This window comes from Cellvibrio zantedeschiae (assembly GCF_014652535.1).
GTDB lineage: Bacteria > Pseudomonadota > Gammaproteobacteria > Pseudomonadales > Cellvibrionaceae > Cellvibrio > Cellvibrio zantedeschiae.
Map to the genome: position 1 here is coordinate 1,157,167 of NZ_BMYZ01000001.1, position 14,978 is coordinate 1,172,144.

Annotated in this window: 15 protein-coding genes and 4 tRNA genes; 13 read left to right on the plus strand and 6 right to left on the minus strand. The window is 45.0% G+C overall.

The genetic code is table 11. From position 1 onward, the window contains the following. Window positions 1-18 precede the first annotated feature (18 nt). A complete protein-coding gene (locus IE104_RS05140) occupies window positions 19-3,930 on the plus strand; it encodes a DUF6701 domain-containing protein (protein ID WP_189416463.1) in 3,912 nt (1,303 codons plus the stop codon). A gap of 45 nt (window positions 3,931-3,975) precedes the next feature. After that, window positions 3,976-4,404 carry a DUF2721 domain-containing protein gene (locus tag IE104_RS05145; protein WP_189416464.1) on the plus strand — a complete coding sequence of 143 codons (429 nt, stop codon included), beginning with the start codon at window positions 3,976-3,978 and terminating at the stop codon, window positions 4,402-4,404. A gap of 73 nt (window positions 4,405-4,477) precedes the next feature. Here IE104_RS05145 and IE104_RS05150 read toward each other — a convergent pair whose 3' ends face one another. Then, on the minus strand, window positions 4,478-5,014 hold the full coding sequence (locus IE104_RS05150) for a glycine cleavage system transcriptional repressor (protein ID WP_189416465.1): 537 nt from the start codon (window positions 5,012-5,014) through the stop codon (window positions 4,478-4,480). A gap of 103 nt (window positions 5,015-5,117) precedes the next feature. Here IE104_RS05150 and IE104_RS05155 point away from each other — a divergent pair, with 103 nt between their 5' ends. Together IE104_RS05155 and rlmM are read left to right on the plus strand one after the other, a co-directional pair. After that, window positions 5,118-5,354 carry a YheU family protein gene (locus IE104_RS05155; protein WP_189416466.1) on the plus strand — a complete coding sequence of 79 codons (237 nt, stop codon included), beginning with the start codon at window positions 5,118-5,120 and terminating at the stop codon, window positions 5,352-5,354. A 41-nt stretch (window positions 5,355-5,395) separates the two neighbouring features. Continuing rightward, window positions 5,396-6,451 carry a 23S rRNA (cytidine(2498)-2'-O)-methyltransferase RlmM gene (gene rlmM, locus IE104_RS05160; RefSeq protein WP_189416467.1) on the plus strand — a complete coding sequence of 352 codons (1,056 nt, stop codon included), beginning with the start codon at window positions 5,396-5,398 and terminating at the stop codon, window positions 6,449-6,451. A gap of 3 nt (window positions 6,452-6,454) precedes the next feature. On the opposite strand, the gene IE104_RS05165 is transcribed toward rlmM, so the two are convergent. Further along, window positions 6,455-6,850 (minus strand): hypothetical protein, encoded by a 396-nt coding sequence (locus IE104_RS05165; protein WP_189416468.1) that lies wholly within the window; start codon window positions 6,848-6,850, stop codon window positions 6,455-6,457. A gap of 108 nt (window positions 6,851-6,958) precedes the next feature. Here IE104_RS05165 and tusA point away from each other — a divergent pair, with 108 nt between their 5' ends. Then, window positions 6,959-7,198: a sulfurtransferase TusA gene (gene tusA / locus IE104_RS05170; RefSeq protein WP_189416469.1), complete on the plus strand. Its 240-nt coding sequence runs from the start codon at window positions 6,959-6,961 to the stop codon at window positions 7,196-7,198. An 87-nt stretch (window positions 7,199-7,285) separates the two neighbouring features. Here the strand turns inward: tusA and IE104_RS05175 are convergent, their stop codons facing one another. Further along, window positions 7,286-7,984, minus strand: coding sequence for a hypothetical protein (locus IE104_RS05175; RefSeq protein ID WP_189416470.1), 699 nt, complete (start codon window positions 7,982-7,984; stop codon window positions 7,286-7,288). Between the two features lie 168 nt (window positions 7,985-8,152). On the opposite strand from IE104_RS05175, the gene IE104_RS05180 reads away from it, so the two are divergent. Genes IE104_RS05180 through IE104_RS05190 form a run of 3 tightly spaced genes read left to right on the plus strand, consistent with a single transcriptional unit; the run spans window position 8,153 to window position 11,389 of the window. Beyond that, complete coding sequence (locus IE104_RS05180; RefSeq protein ID WP_189416472.1) at window positions 8,153-9,298, plus strand: 4-phosphoerythronate dehydrogenase; 1,146 nt, start codon at window positions 8,153-8,155, stop codon at window positions 9,296-9,298. Beyond that, window positions 9,291-10,454 carry an ATP-NAD kinase family protein gene (locus IE104_RS05185; RefSeq protein WP_189416474.1) on the plus strand — a complete coding sequence of 388 codons (1,164 nt, stop codon included), beginning with the start codon at window positions 9,291-9,293 and terminating at the stop codon, window positions 10,452-10,454. The genes IE104_RS05180 and IE104_RS05185 overlap by 8 nt, the downstream gene beginning before the upstream one ends. Continuing rightward, complete coding sequence (locus tag IE104_RS05190) at window positions 10,451-11,389, plus strand: class I SAM-dependent methyltransferase (RefSeq protein ID WP_189416475.1); 939 nt, start codon at window positions 10,451-10,453, stop codon at window positions 11,387-11,389. The genes IE104_RS05185 and IE104_RS05190 overlap by 4 nt, the downstream gene beginning before the upstream one ends. A 51-nt stretch (window positions 11,390-11,440) precedes the next feature. On the opposite strand, the gene IE104_RS05195 is transcribed toward IE104_RS05190, so the two are convergent. Then, window positions 11,441-12,655, minus strand: a complete 1,215-nt coding sequence (locus IE104_RS05195) for a pyridoxal phosphate-dependent aminotransferase (protein WP_189416477.1) — start codon at window positions 12,653-12,655, stop codon at window positions 11,441-11,443. A 92-nt stretch (window positions 12,656-12,747) separates the two neighbouring features. Between IE104_RS05195 and msrB the strand changes: the two genes are divergently transcribed. Next, window positions 12,748-13,143 carry a peptide-methionine (R)-S-oxide reductase MsrB gene (gene msrB / locus IE104_RS05200; protein ID WP_189416478.1) on the plus strand — a complete coding sequence of 132 codons (396 nt, stop codon included), beginning with the start codon at window positions 12,748-12,750 and terminating at the stop codon, window positions 13,141-13,143. A gap of 12 nt (window positions 13,144-13,155) precedes the next feature. On the opposite strand, the gene IE104_RS05205 is transcribed toward msrB, so the two are convergent. Further along, entirely contained in the window at window positions 13,156-13,938 is a 783-nt protein-coding gene (locus tag IE104_RS05205; protein ID WP_189416479.1) for a hypothetical protein, read from the minus strand. Between the two features lie 215 nt (window positions 13,939-14,153). Between IE104_RS05205 and IE104_RS05210 the strand changes: the two genes are divergently transcribed. From IE104_RS05210 to IE104_RS05225, 4 genes are all read left to right on the plus strand, one after another. Next, window positions 14,154-14,229 (plus strand) — tRNA-Glu (locus IE104_RS05210). A gap of 2 nt (window positions 14,230-14,231) precedes the next feature. Then, window positions 14,232-14,307 (plus strand) — tRNA-Gly (locus tag IE104_RS05215). Between the two features lie 46 nt (window positions 14,308-14,353). Continuing rightward, window positions 14,354-14,429 (plus strand) — tRNA-Glu (locus IE104_RS05220). A gap of 5 nt (window positions 14,430-14,434) precedes the next feature. Continuing rightward, a tRNA-Gly gene (locus tag IE104_RS05225) sits at window positions 14,435-14,510 on the plus strand. A gap of 46 nt (window positions 14,511-14,556) precedes the next feature. Here the strand turns inward: IE104_RS05225 and IE104_RS05230 are convergent. Continuing rightward, a complete protein-coding gene (locus tag IE104_RS05230) occupies window positions 14,557-14,955 on the minus strand; it encodes a PA2817 family protein (RefSeq protein ID WP_229837615.1) in 399 nt (132 codons plus the stop codon). Window positions 14,956-14,978 lie beyond the last annotated feature (23 nt).

The window sequence follows — 14,978 nt, forward strand, 5'->3', positions numbered from 1 at the left end:
TTCCGAGCGTTTTTGAACATGCAAAAAATAACCATTAAAAAAATTCTATTGTTGTTTGCGGCTTGGATGTTGTCGTTCATGCCTCTTCATGCATGGGCTGTGGCTTGTGATGTAATATTCAGCAACGGTATTCAGGCTACAGCAGCTAACGGCAGCATTAATTTAAGTTATCACTCGCTGTTAACAGGCGGCAGCGCCACCTTAAAAACTAAAACACTTACGGATAATACCAGTTGGGTTGCCTGTAGCGGCTCAAGCTGCGCGGCGAGCGGTACAGCAGCGACAACATCTTCAGTCACCTTTTCTACAGGTACTGGTACTAATGGTGCAATTTCCGTTGCGGCAAATAGCACTCTCTCTAAGGCATCTGGTGACTATTCAACGACAAGTGTCGGGCAGCAGGCTACCTTGACTTTCAGCACTGCGAATGGAACCTATAAGACAACTGCATTTACCACCGGCTACCAGTCTATTGTGCAATTACAATCTGGCGATTACTGGATCAATGGGAATTTAACTCTCGGTCAGGAAACAGTTTTAAAACGCATTGCTAGCTCGGGTACAACACGTATTTTTGTGAATGGCAATATCACTATGGCATATAAAGTTAGCACGCAAAGTTATGTGTCTGATCAATTGCTAATTTATGCAACGGGCTCCATCACTGCGGATAACGAAGCCAATTTAACCGGGTTTGTTTATGCGGCGGGTAACGTTAGTTTCAACTTTAAATCTGTTATCAATGGCGGCGTTTCCGGGGCCAACTTTACGGCTTCTGGTAACGAGGTAACGGTTAACTACCAATCTTCTGCTTTTACCACGGCTAATTTTGCACCTTTTTGTAGTGGTGCAACTGTAGCACCAGTTCTGCTCGGCTCATGGCGTATGGATGAGGGGTCCTGGAATGGTACTGCGGGTGAGGTTATCGATAGCAGTGGCAAGGGAAATCATGGTAGAGCACGCATAGCGGCGGGCAGTACGCCTCTGCCATCTACCACATCTGGCAGTGCACCCGCTTATTCCGTGGGCGCGCAAAGCACTTGTCGCTATGGCGCATTTGACGGAACAGGCTCACCCTCACGAACCTATAGTTACGTAGAGTTATCCGGCTTTCCCGCGCTCCCCAACGGATTCACCTTTGCGGCCTGGATACGTTCAACAAATGCTGGCGCACAACACCAACGCATATTGGTGCGGGATGATGCTGATAACGGTTGGGGGCTTAGTTTGGCAGACGGAACAGGTCAGCCTGAGTTGCGCTTTTTTAATCGAAATGTAACTAATAATGGTGCTGTTACAGGGCAGGGCACTAACCCAAACTGCGGGGTATTTTGTGTTGATACCAATCCCATCATCGCAAGTAATACGTGGTATTACGTTGCGGCGGCGGTAGATACTTCTGCCCAAACTGTCACCTTGTATGTCTACAGTCAGGCTGGTGTGCTGCAAGCGAAAGCAGTAGGGGCATATTCGGGCACTTGGAAAGACGGAACAGGTACTGCCGCTATAGGGGGGGAAACCTCGGCCTCGTCGGAGGGGCAGCAGTCATCCTGGCACTTTTTAGGCAATATTGATGAAGTAAATATTTATTCCGGGGCTCTCTCACAGTCTGGTATTGAGGCGTTATTACCTAGTGTACGTACCTGTCCAGCGCCGGATCATTACGAGCTGCAAGTAGCCGCCTCCAACGTTGCCTGCGCAGGCGCCGATGTCACTGTCCGTGCCTGCGCTGATAGTGCGGTACCTTGCAACCAGGATAATAGCGTTAACACCGGCGTCACCTTGGCAACTTCGGCAGGAGCTTTAAATACAACGGCTTTAGCCTTGGTTAATGGCACCGCCACCACAAAACTTTTGTATGGTGCAGCTGCCGAAGGTGCAACCGCCACCATAACACTCTCAAATGAGGTTACAGCAGCGACTAATGCGAGGAAATGTTGTACAGGTACATCTAGCTGCAGCGTAGCCAATAGCTGTACAACTACCTTTAAAAAAGCAGGTTTCATTTTTCCGGGAACCTTATCGGGAACAAGCGATACTATTCCCACGCAGCGAGCGGGCGTGGCCAGTAATACGGTAGCATCCCCTGTTAGTAACTACGCCTACATACGTGCAGTACAGACCAGTTCGGCTACCAATAACGCCTGTGTTGCTCGTTTTACATCTCCTCAAACCGTGCCTATGGCTTACCAATGCGTAAACCCATCGACTTGCGTTGCAGGGCAAACTTTATCCATGAACGGAACCGGCAATATTCCCGGCTATGCGCAAGCAGCTGCCGTTAGTAGCTATACGAATGTATCGTTCAACTTTGATGCAAATGGCAACGCGCCTATATCCATGAGTTATTCTGATGTTGGGCAAATACACTTAATACCGAATTTAGTACTCCCTGCCACCACTAATGATCCTGCTTACACCATGACCGGTCAGAGCAATGATTTTGTTGTTCGGCCTTTCGCTATGAAAATACCTGCAAGTCCTGTGGGCGTAACCACTGTGGCCGGAGTGGCTAACCCAGGTAAAACCAGCGAAGCGGGCTCCGCAAATAATTTTGTTTCTGCGGGGACACCGTTTAAAGTATCTGTGCAGGCTACCAACGCGGGAGGAAACGTAACGCCTAACTTTGGGAACGAAACCCAGTCCCAGTCCAGGTTTATAACCTTGGTAACCAATAGCTTGGTATATCCGGACCCGGTTGGTGGTTCTGCAACCGCACTGACTTATACCGCAAATTCATTTTCTCTAAGCCCTAGCAGTCCATACACCTATAGCAATCCGACTGTTGTTTGGCCGCAGGTTGGTAGTATGACCATTATGCCTGGGTTGAGCGATTATCTCGCAACGAATACAACTCTGGGGGCGATTGGCGGGACAGCAAGCTCGACAGTAGGGCGTTTTTATCCGGACCATTATCGAGTAGTGCCTGCATCTTCAACAGCCACTAATGGTTGCGGCGCATTCAGTTACATGGGGCAAAAAAATTTATTGATTAAGCCATATATAGTGGCTGAATCAGCAGGCACAGGGCAGATTGTGGTTTCCAATTATGACAATAGGACCTTGGGGTATGGCGTTATTGCCAATGCAAAGCTATCCATACCAGTTTATGCCGCAGAGGATAACGCTAATGGCGTAGATTTGAGTTCACGAATGAGTGCTGATACTGGCACTTGGGTCAATGGTGTTTACAACGATACTGTTGCAGGAACATTTGCCCGTCATGCGTCCACTGCTCCTGACGGTCCCTTCAACAATTTGCGCGTCGGCGTTTCTGGAGTGACCGATACAACCCCTTCCGCCCCCTATGACATTGTAGGGGGGCTGATTAATTCACCCGCTTCCACACCCGCGCCCAAAGACATGTTAAGTGCTTCAGCAATTGCTTTTAAAGATCCTGCAGCCCCAAGTAACTATTTGTTGAATTTGCGCTATGGCCGCTTACGTTTAGACGATGCCTTCGGTCCAGAAACATACCCGCTCGATGTAAATTTCGTTACCGAATATTGGGCAGGCAATCGTTTTATTGTAAACGCTAACGACTCGTGCACGCAGGTTCCACGCGCTGCGGTAAGCTATAAGTGGGGTACAAATTATGCGAGCGGTGGGCCTTTAACTAATGCTACCAATTTGACTGTGCCTTTAAGCTCTGGAAGCACTCAAGGTACTTATTTCAATATGGACCCGGCGACAAACGGCAATATTAATTTTAATGCTGGTAACGCGGGGCAAAAATTTACTAAGCCTTCTGCGGGTGGCACAGGCACTTTTATTGTATCTGTTGATACAACTCTCTTGTCCTGGTTGAGCTTCGATTGGGATCAAGGTAAAACGGCTGGTCCAGACACCAAATTACCAAATGCCACCTTTTCGTTCGGCTCCTACCGCGGCAACGATCGCATCATTTATTGGCGAGAAAAATTGCAGTAAAAATTCTGTTAAGCTTTAGCGCTCTGATTTGCTAAGAAGTAATTTATGGAAATGACCGTTACCACCCCAAGCCTGCTTTTCCCCGCAATTTCGTTGTTGCTGCTGGCTTACACCAATAGGTTTGTGGTTTTGACCAATGTGATCCGCCAATTGAGTAATTTGGAGAATGCTACCTCCATGGTGCTGGTGCGTCGCCAAATTGATAATTTGCGGTTGCGTATCCAGGTAATTCGCCGCATGCAGGCATTCGGCGTTTTATCGTTTGTTTTATGTACGCTATCTATGTTCGCGCTTCTAATGCAATGGTCTGTAGCGGGGCAATTGTTGTTCGCTAATAGCCTTATCTTGCTGGTTATTTCACTGATGTTTTCGTTTTACGAAGTCAATATTTCCACCGAGGCAATCAATATCGAGCTGGAGAAGTTCGACGCGCGGGTAAGCGAAGTGGAACAAGCGGACGGAAAAGCGGATTAAAATCTTTTACAGGCCAGTATGAGCGGAGGCAGCTTAAATAACTATCACCCATCTAGCCTGTTTGACACAAAGTTTAGTGGTGAGTGTCTTCAGCCGGTGCTTCCAAACGTATATCTACCGCAAGTTCATCGGCAATAGTATCCAGCTGATCGTAAAGATCGTCCATGTTGACTGACTTGGGCACCTGAATCAAACCCGTCGCTTCAAACATAGGTTCGCCGGACCAAGGCATACTCGAGCAAGCGGTTTCGAGCTCACTCATGTTAATATGACGGCTGGCAAATGCTTGTGCAATTTCAAAGATGATACCCGGGCGATCACTGCCCACCACACTGAATTGAAATTCCTTGCCAGCAGTTTTAACAGAATCTGCAGCAGACTCCACCACAATTTTTAAGCCTTGATCAGATAGATTGCTCAAGGCTTCGCGCAGGGCAGCTTCGCTTTCACTATCAATGGCAACTTGCAAAATACCCGCAAACTTACCGGCTAAATGCGCCATGCGGCTTTCAAGCCAGTTGCCTTGGTGATGCGTAATAGTTTGGGCTAAAAGTTCGACAACACCGGGTTTGTCGTCACTGATAATGGTTAGGACTAATTGTGTTTGCACAGTGATTTCCTTCTTATGATGGCTTGGCAATAGCTTCAAGGTTAACTTTCTCTCAGTCCTTGAACAAGTAAAATATTAAGCAGTCCATGGACAATGACAAAGTATGATTATTCCCCACGAACAAATTTCAGCCGATGCCTTGCAAGGTTTGATTGAAGAATTCATTACGCGTGAGGGTACGGATTACGGCGAAATGGAAGTATCGCTTTCGCAAAAAGTCGCGCAAGTAAAACGTCAGTTAACACAGGGCGAAATTGTGATTGTGTTTGATCCTGCTACTGAAAGCGTATCCATTTTAACCAAACATGATGCCAAATTAATGGCATCTAAAGACTATTGATTAGTTCTATCAAAACTACGCTTATTAACAATAGAGAAAGTATGAATCATTTATTTTTACACTGCCGTGCAGGTTTTGAAAAAGAATGTGCTGCAGAAATTACTGATTTAGCAAGTGAAATAGGTGTGTATGGTTACAGTAAAACCAAAGACAATTCCGCCTACGTTGTATTTATCACCCACGAACCAACGGGTGCCATGCGTATTCAGCAAGAACTGCGTTTTCGTAAATTAATTTTTGCTCGCCAATGGTTTGTAACTCAAGCTCCAATTACCGGCTTGCCCGTTAATGATCGCGTAACTCCTTTATTGGCCGCAGCAGAACAATTTCCAATTGCGCGTGAGTTGCTTTTGGAAACTGTCGATACAAATGATGGTAAAGAACTATCGGGCCTCAGCAAAAAATTTACAGCTCCGTTCAGTAATGCCTTAAAGAAAAAGCAACTGCTCAGCCCAAAAAGTCCGTGGCGTTTGCATTTGGTTTTTATCACGGGTACAGAAGCCTATTTAGGCGTAAGTTTATACAACAACAGTTCACAATGGCCCATGGGAATTGCGCGTTTGCGTTTACCTAAAGAAGCGCCCAGCCGAGCAACTCTAAAATTGGAAGAAGCCTGGCATCATTTTATTGCCGCTGAAGATTGGGATACACGTTTGGCCTCTGGCATGCGTGCGGTGGATTTGGGTGCGGCACCTGGCGGTTGGACATGGCAATTGGTTCAGCGTGGCATGTATGTAGAAGCTGTAGATAATGGTCCAATGGATAAAAATTTATTGGAAACTGGCCAGGTTTTACACATTCTTACCGATGGTTTTTTATATGAACCGAAAAAGAAAGTAGATTGGTTGGTGTGCGATATTGTAGATAAGCCTGCGCGTGTCACCAGCATGATCATCCGCTGGTTTGGTAAAGGATATTGCCGGGAAGCCGTGTTTAATTTGAAGTTGCCAATGAAGCAGCGCTATCTTGAAGTTAAAAAATGCGAAGAGCGAATCCTTAAAGAATTAACCGCACTAGGTTTTGATGCTGCTGTGCAATTTAAGCAACTCTATCATGATCGCGAAGAAGTCACCGGCCATTTACGTGTTTTTAATTAAACGCTAGTGAAAGGCTGCTTTATTATCGCTAGCAGTGTGGTTTAAAACCCACTCGGTCAATTGAACCCAATCTTCAATTAATTTGCGCAGCTGATTTAAATGTTCTGGCGGCATATCGTGTTTACTTAATGCCTGCTCTCCAATTTCAGTAAGCGCAGAAACAATTTTGCCGATGGTGTGGGCCGAGAGTAGTTGGTAAATTTCAGCATTAAAATGCATTTCTCCCGTGTGAGAACCATGGAGATTTTCATAGGGCGCGACGTGAATATGCGTTAAGGTATTTTTAATAGCGTTAGCTAACCCGGGATTATTATTCCGCAATAATCGAAAGGTGAGCTCTAAAGCTTGGTGGCTAAAAAAATCATCGGGCTGATGGATTTCAATTTGCATCCGAGACATCGAACCTTGTTCCCCGGTAATGAATGGAAGTACTTGTTTTTAATATCCTCAGCTAGAGTTTAGCAATAGAATGTTTTTTTGCCGGGTGTTTTTAGACGAAGAAATACTATGAATAGTGAAATTGATAAAATTTTAGATACCAGCGGTTTGCTATGCCCAGAACCGGTAATGATGTTGCACAAAGCCGTAAAAGATCTTGCGGATGGCGGCGTAATTAAAGTAATAGCAACAGATCCATCTACAACACGAGATATACCGAAGTTCTGTCATTTCTTGGGTTATGAACTAATTAAGCAGGAAGCAGACGAAAAAAGTTATTTTTATTATATTAAAAAAATTTCTGCATGAAGTTCGTACAAATTTTGTGTTTTGAGCGATTTATTGTGTGTAGAAGTCAATGCTCCATGTATATGAAGCATTGAACAGGAAAGTTTACTAGACGTCGTCGACTAGCAAAGAGATAGCCGCAAGTGCTTCCGGATCTTGAGCTTTAATCTTATTGGCAATTTGATGCTGAAAAAAGTAACGGAAGTTGTCGTTGGTTTGCGCCGCATACAAACAATCATCACCCGGTAAAACAGGCGTACTCACTACTTTGGTGTGATCAGTCAACATGCCGTAAATAGTACCGTCGTGCAGCAAGCGCCAGCTAATCACCTCGACCAAAGACAAATGCTTCTGGCCTGGAGTTGCAAGCACCGCGTGAGTACCAATCATATCCGGAACTTCCTGCACTACGTCATCGTCGTTTTCACATTCAATTTCGTAGTAATCAGCAGCGGTTTCCAGTTCTACCACCTTATGGATGGGGGCTTCAAAGAAGACATCATCAATACCTTGGTCATAGTAACCCTCAAAATGACCATTTAAGGGGTCACAGAGGTCCGGGCAGGGCACAATGTCGTTCAGCCAAGGCACTAAACCAACTACTTCACCATTGGCGCGTAAACCCCAACACAGGATTTTTAGGCTAAAGAGCTTTTCGGAACTGGTATCGTTGGAATAGAGCATTTCGAGGCCATCCAGCTCAGGAGCCAGACGGATAAAGCGTTCATCGTGCAGGGTAGAGAAAGTTTTACCGGTGAAGAAGTCGACCACATTGTCCATATTGTGGGTTGGGTTTGAGGTCTTCATAATGCCACCCCCTTTATACAAGCGGTTGGTGATAGCCTGCTGGATTTACGCTGGCTGGCGGTAAGGAAGCGGTTTTAAACGCTACCTTCAAACTAAGTATATGCTAAAGATTTCCGGTGTAACACCCTTTATTTACAAAAAAAGACCATAGTTTTCAAGAGATTATTTATGAAAATTCTAGCGGATGAAAACATCCCTTTAGTGAATGAGTTTTTCCAGTCCATCGGTGAAGTTGTAACTCGCCCTGGAAGAACAATGTTAAATAATGATGCGCTTTCTGCATCAGCTTTGTTGGTGCGTTCGGTAACCAATGTTAACCAAACATTGTTGCAATCAAGCAAGGTGAGTTTTGTAGGTACATGCACAATTGGTGTTGATCATTTGGATCAAAACTGGTTGCAGAGTAATCATATTGAATTTTCCAGTGCGCCCGGTTGCAATGCAAATTCTGTCGTTGAATATGTATACGCTGCGCTCTGCCATTTAGATGTTAATTGGCTCGACAAAAAATTTGGCATTATAGGTTGCGGAAATGTGGGCGGCTTGTTGTACAAGCGCTTAAAATTACAAGGTGTTGATTGCTATTGTTACGATCCACTGCGCACGCCAGAAGGCAATTCAGATTTAACCACATTAGAAGAAGTGCTGAGCTGTGACATCATTAGTATGCATACACCGCTCACAAAAACGGGCGATCATCCCAGCTTTCATTTAATTAATTTGCCAGAATTACGCCAATTAAAGTCAGGCGCGGTTTTATTAAATTGCGGACGCGGGCCTGTGATCAATAACGCTGACTTGTTGCAGTTTTTACACGAACGCGATGACGTGCGGGTTGTGTTGGATGTATGGGAACCTGAGCCCGATATTTCCTTAGATTTATTAGATAAAGTCGTTTTAGGTTCGCCGCATATTGCAGGTTACAGTTACGATGGAAAGTTGAAAGGCACTGAGATGATCTACCAGGCTTTATGTAAACACTTAAAGCGTGAGCCCGAGTTATCTATTAAAAATTTAGTTCCTCCGCTTGCCGATAATCAGCTTCAACCAACTGCTAACCAAACAACTTGGGCACAAGTTAAACAACTTATTGCACAAGTTTATTCCATTGCAGAAGACGATCAGCGTTTGCGTGCTTTAGCGCAACGCGCGCGCGCAGGAGAGGAAAATTTTGGTATTGGCTTTGATGGTTTGCGTAAGCATTACCCAACTCGTCGTGAATTTCATAATTATCAAGTCGTAGGCGCAGATGATAAAACGGCAGAATGGCTGCGTGTTTTAGGTTTTGGTGTAGCAAGCTCCGCACATGAATAAATTCAAGCTCGGTGTAATTATCAATCCCTACGCGGGCATTGGCGGTAGTGTGGGATTAAAAGGTAGCGACGGCGATGAAATTCGCGCTGAGGCTTTTGCACGCGGTGCAGAAACGCGCGCGCAAGTGCGTATGCAACGTTGCCTCGCAATGCTGAAAGATTTTTCAACTGAGATAGATGTATTTTGTTTCGCAGGTGATATGGGCGAAGCAGTTGCTTCGGCTGCTGGTTTACATGTCCGAGTTGTGGGGCAAGCGCAATCATCACCATCCAGTGCGCAGGACACAATCGCTGCAGCAGAAGCTTTAGTAAAAGAATCAGTCGATATTATTTTATTTGCGGGTGGTGATGGTACGGCTCGTAATATTGCTGACGCATTTCAACATTTAAATATTACAGATCAAGTCGTGTTAGGTGTCCCTTCCGGCGTAAAAATGCATTCCGGTGTTTACGCAATTACACCAGAAGCTGCTGGCGAAATTTTATTATGTCTGCTAAAAAAACAGCTTGTGAATGTGCAAGCATGTGATGTGCGCGATATCGATGAGGATGCTTTTCGCCAAGGGAAAGTAAAAACCCGGTTTTACGCCTCTATGTTTGCACCTGTGTTGCCACAATTTTTGCAACAGGTAAAAAATAGCGGTGCTGCGCAAGATGAGTTAGTTAAGCTCGATATTGCCAACTTTCTTATCGATAATCTGGTTGATGATGTGCTCTATATTGTGGGGCCGGGTTCAACAACGAAAGTATTTTTAGAACAGTTGGGTGTTCAGGGTAGTTTGTTAGGTGTGGATGTTGTTTTAAATCGGGAGCTTGTAGCAACGGATGTTACAGCGCCACAACTACAATCATTGGTTGAGAATCATTCTGGCGATGTCAAATTAATTATTACTGCAATTGGCGGACAAGGCCATATTATTGGTCGCGGTAATCAGCAGCTTACTCCCAATGTGTTGCGCATAATTGGTAGACACAATATTCAAGTGGTCGCCACTAAGGAAAAAATTCTCTCCCTCGCTGGGCGATCATTATTGGTTGACTCCAATGATCCCGATTTAGATAAATCATTTTCAGGCTATCAATCAGTGCTTGTTGGGTATGATGAGTTTGTTTTGTATCCCATAGGCATGCCTGAAGAATCTCCGGAAAATCCATGAAGTTATTGCTCGATAAAATAAAAGAGTTACAACATAAGCTATCGGTACAACAGCATGTTGATAGTTATCGTCTTTTGCATGGAAGAGGGCGCTGTTTTGAAGGTTTTGAATTTGTTAATGTCGATTTTTTCCAACCCGTGCTTTTGCTTGTATTTTACAAAGAGCCGCCAACGGGTTGGTTGGATGAATTGACTGCTTATTTAAGCGATAAGTTATCTGAACAATTATCCTGTGTGCTGGTTCAGCGTCGATATCTTGTAAATGCTCCTTCGGAAATCGTTATGGGAGAGATGCCAGAAAAAGTATTTGCTCGTCGCGGTAACTTATTATTTAACTTGCACCTTAATGCACAACAAAATTCCGGTTATTTTTTAGATATGGAATCCGGTAGGCAGTGGATTGAGAACCATGTGCGAGGCAAACGTGTATTAAATTTGTTTGCTTATACTTGTGCCTTCTCTGTAGTAGCGGTCGCAGCAGGTGCTGATAAAGTTGTGAACGTGGATATGAGTAGCCCTGCATTAAATTTGGGGCGCGCTAATCACCAGTTGAATAATTTTCCTAAAGATAAAACGGAATATGTTGCTGAGAATATTTTAAAGTCATGGAGTCGTGTTAAAAAGCCAGGGCCTTATGATGTGGTAATTATTGATCCACCGTCTTATCAGAAAGGAAGCTTTATTGCCGAAAAGGATTACGCAAAAGTGATTCGACGTTTGCCGGAGCTAATGCCAAATGGTGGATTGGTTCTGGCTTGCTTGAATGCGCCAGAACTAAGTGATGAATTTCTACGGCAGCAATTTGAAGAGCAGTTACCCGATGCAGAATTTATAGAGCGTTTGTCTGCACACCCCGATTTTCCAGATGTAAATCCTGGACAGCAACTTAAGCTGTTGGTTTATCGAGTTCCTCGGTTTCAAATAGAAAGTGCTTGACCTAAAAACAACAAAGCCCGCAAGCGCGGGCTTTGTTGTTTTTAAAATATCTTACTGCGAGTAGCGCGATAAAAATTCACCGAATCGATGAATGGCTTTCGTTAAATCATCTTCACGTGGTAAGAACACAATACGGAAGTGATCTTTATTGGGCCAATTAAACGCAGAGCCTTGTACCAACAGAATTTTTTCCTGAATTAAAAAGTCGAGCACCATTTGCTGGTCGTCTTTAATTTTGTACATATCCAAATCCAGTTTGGGGAATAAGTACAAAGCGCCTTTTGGTTTTACGCAAGAAATGCCAGGAACCGCAGCTAAGGCTTTCATTGCTGCATCGCGTTGGTCACGCAAGCGCCCACCAGGAATAATTAATTCATTAATGCTTTGGTAGCCACCAAGAGCGGTCTGCACCGCATACATTGCGGGTACGTTTGCGCAAAGGCGCATGGATGACAACATTTCCAAGCCTTCCACATAACCTTTGGCGCGCTGCTTGGCACCGCTGATAACCATCCAGCCTGAACGGAAACCAGCCAAGCGATAAGACTTAGAGAGACCATTGAAGCTTACGCAAACAACATCCTGCGCAACGCGTCCCATAGGAATAAATTCCGCATCGTCATACAAAATTTTGCTGTAAATTTCGTCAGCAAAAATAATCAGGTTGTGTTCGCGAGCTAGTTGTACGATTTGCTCTAACAATGCTTGGCTGTAAACCGCACCGGTTGGGTTGTTCGGGTTAATAACGACAATGCCGCGAGTTTTGTCGGTGATTTTGCTTTTAATGTCAGCAATATCCGGGAACCAATCAGATTGCTCGTCACACAAATAATGGCGCGCCTTGCCGCCGGCGAGATTTACTGCTGCAGTCCACAGTGGATAATCTGGCGCAGGTACAAGAATTTCGTCGCCATTGTTCAGTAGCGCTTGCATCGCCATGACGATAAGTTCACTGGCACCGTTGCCCAGAAAAATATCATCAATTTCTACATTGGGAATTTGCAGGCGTTGGCATTCTTGCATAATGGCTTTGCGTGCCACGAACAAACCACGGGAGGCGGTGTAACCTTCGGCGTTGGGAAGGTTGTAAATAACATCTTGAATAATTTCGTCGGGCGCGGCAAAGCCAAAGGGGGCAGGGTTGCCAATATTCAGCTTAAGAATGCGGTGGCCTTCTTCTTCAAGGCGGTAGGCGTGTTCAAGTACGGGGCCACGAATATCGTAACAAACGCCGTTTAACTTGTCGGATTTCTTAATGGTACTCATTTGCAGTAATATGCCTTAAGTGTGGTAACGAAATTTGAATTGCGAGCCGCGAATAATCGGTGTTTGCAGCCGCCTATGTCAAGGAAATCATTATGTCTGAATCACAATTTAACGATGACTCTTATTGGTTGGAGAAACTAACTCCAGAGCAATACCGTATTTGCCGTCAGAAAGGTACTGAGCGTCCTTTTACAGGTGAATATTGGAATGAATTTAGTGATGGTACCTATTTGTGTCGCGGCTGTGCTGAGCCCTTATTTACATCCAATACTAAATTTGATGCTGGCTGCGGCTGGCCAAGTTTTTATCAGCCAGCTAATAAAGAGGTCATTAAGGAAATTCTCGATACGAGTCATGGGATGTTTCGAACAGAAGTTGTTTGCCGAAAATGCGGTTCTCACTTGGGGCACGTATTTACTGATGGCCCGGCACCAACTGGATTGCGTTATTGCATTAACTCGGCATCAATCGACCTGCAGAAAGAATAAGCGAGTTCTGGATTAATCGTAGATTTGCTTTTTCTTCCATGCATCACCATCTGGTGGGGTGAAGTTTTCCCACTCTTTTGCGGTGGGATCGGGAGTGGCTACTTCGGCAGGAGCTGAAACCTCGCCAGTTAACTGAGCCTTCTCTTCCAACTTAGCGGTAATTTCTTCCAGTTGCGCAATTTGTTTGTCGTATCCGCGAGTCGTGTTTTCTGCGATCAATAATTTTTTAGCAAGCGTGAAGTAATGAATGGCAAGGCGAAGCTTGTTGGCTTGTTGCGCCAGTTTTGCGTGATACAGGTAGGCATCTACCGCCATTTGTAGGCTCAGACGTTTCACTTGATCTGTATAAGCGCCGAATTGCACTTTGTTAATGATCTTTAAGGCTTCTTGCTGCACCAGGAAATGCTGTAGTTCTTGCAGGTGCTGCCGTATCTCTTTCATTGCCTGCGGGTTTTCAACACGCGCACGCTGTGCGGTGTTATTTTTTGGCAATGTATCCAACTGGTTGTTATAGAGCGTGATGTCATCAAGATGCCGCTGATCTTTGGGCTCAATTTTGCTCAGTTGTTCGCAGGTGTCTATTAATGCGCGATAAACCAGGCTCAATAACTCACCGGTTAAAAAATTGGGTGGGAATCCATTAATTAAATGTATGAGGTTGCGCTGTTTGGTTTTCAGGGTCATGAGGATGCGCTGTTTCTGAATACGTTTTTTTTCGATCGATTGCGTAATGTATGCATAGCCTGCGATGGCGAGCAGTAGGGCGAGAACAGCGGCAACAATGAATATAGACATGAGCTTATTTCTAAAAAGTAATTACATGTGCCAAGTATAGCACTGTTAAATAACCAAATAGATTATGTAATACGCAGTTGTAATCATTGAGCTAAGTGCTTGTTTCCAAAGTTATAAAATTCGAGATAAAAGTGTTGACAGAGTAGGGTCTGCTCCTTAGAATGCGCCCCACTTCTGCAGACGACGTCACAAACGTCCAAGCGGGAGGATTCTGGGTCCCCATCGTCTAGTGGCCTAGGACACTGCCCTTTCACGGCGGTAACAGGGGTTCGACTCCCCTTGGGGATACCACTGCGGGAATAGCTCAGTTGGTAGAGCATAACCTTGCCAAGGTTAGGGTCGCGAGTTCGAGTCTCGTTTCCCGCTCCAATTTTTTATGTTGTATTGCTCTGTTTACCAAGACGGAGTTCCATCTGTCCCCTTCGTCTAGTGGCCTAGGACACTGCCCTTTCACGGCGGTAACAGGGGTTCGAACCCCCTAGGGGACGCCATTTAAGCGGGAATAGCTCAGTTGGTAGAGCATAACCTTGCCAAGGTTAGGGTCGCGAGTTCGAGTCTCGTTTCCCGCTCCAGTTTCTCATCAAGTCCTTTAGTTTTGTCTTCCCTGACGACTCTCTTCTAGTGTAATCCCAAAGATTTCAAACGTGCGTTTTCATAGGAAAAAGGCTCCTGTGTTTCGCTTGCATTCTGACGTAGCTCATCGAGCTCCTGAAAAATACGAATTTCTTCATCTGGCATGTAGTGCAGGCAATCCCCGCCAAAAAACCATAATAAGTCCCTGGGGACCAAAGGCATAAGATGCGGATAGGCTGCTACAATTCTGCAAAATAGATGTTGCCCTTGTAATAAAAGATCTGCGCCCCCACTATTGGGCAGTTCCGATAATTCAAGAAAAAAATCCCGATCTTCTTGTGTGTTGTCTTCAAGGCAGAAGGGCGGTTGTTCTTTTGCTCGCTCTATAAATGCGTGTAAAAGACGCATATGAAAATCTAAATATGCCTTATCGTAATCGTTCATTGTTCAAGCTCGTTCGTTACTTT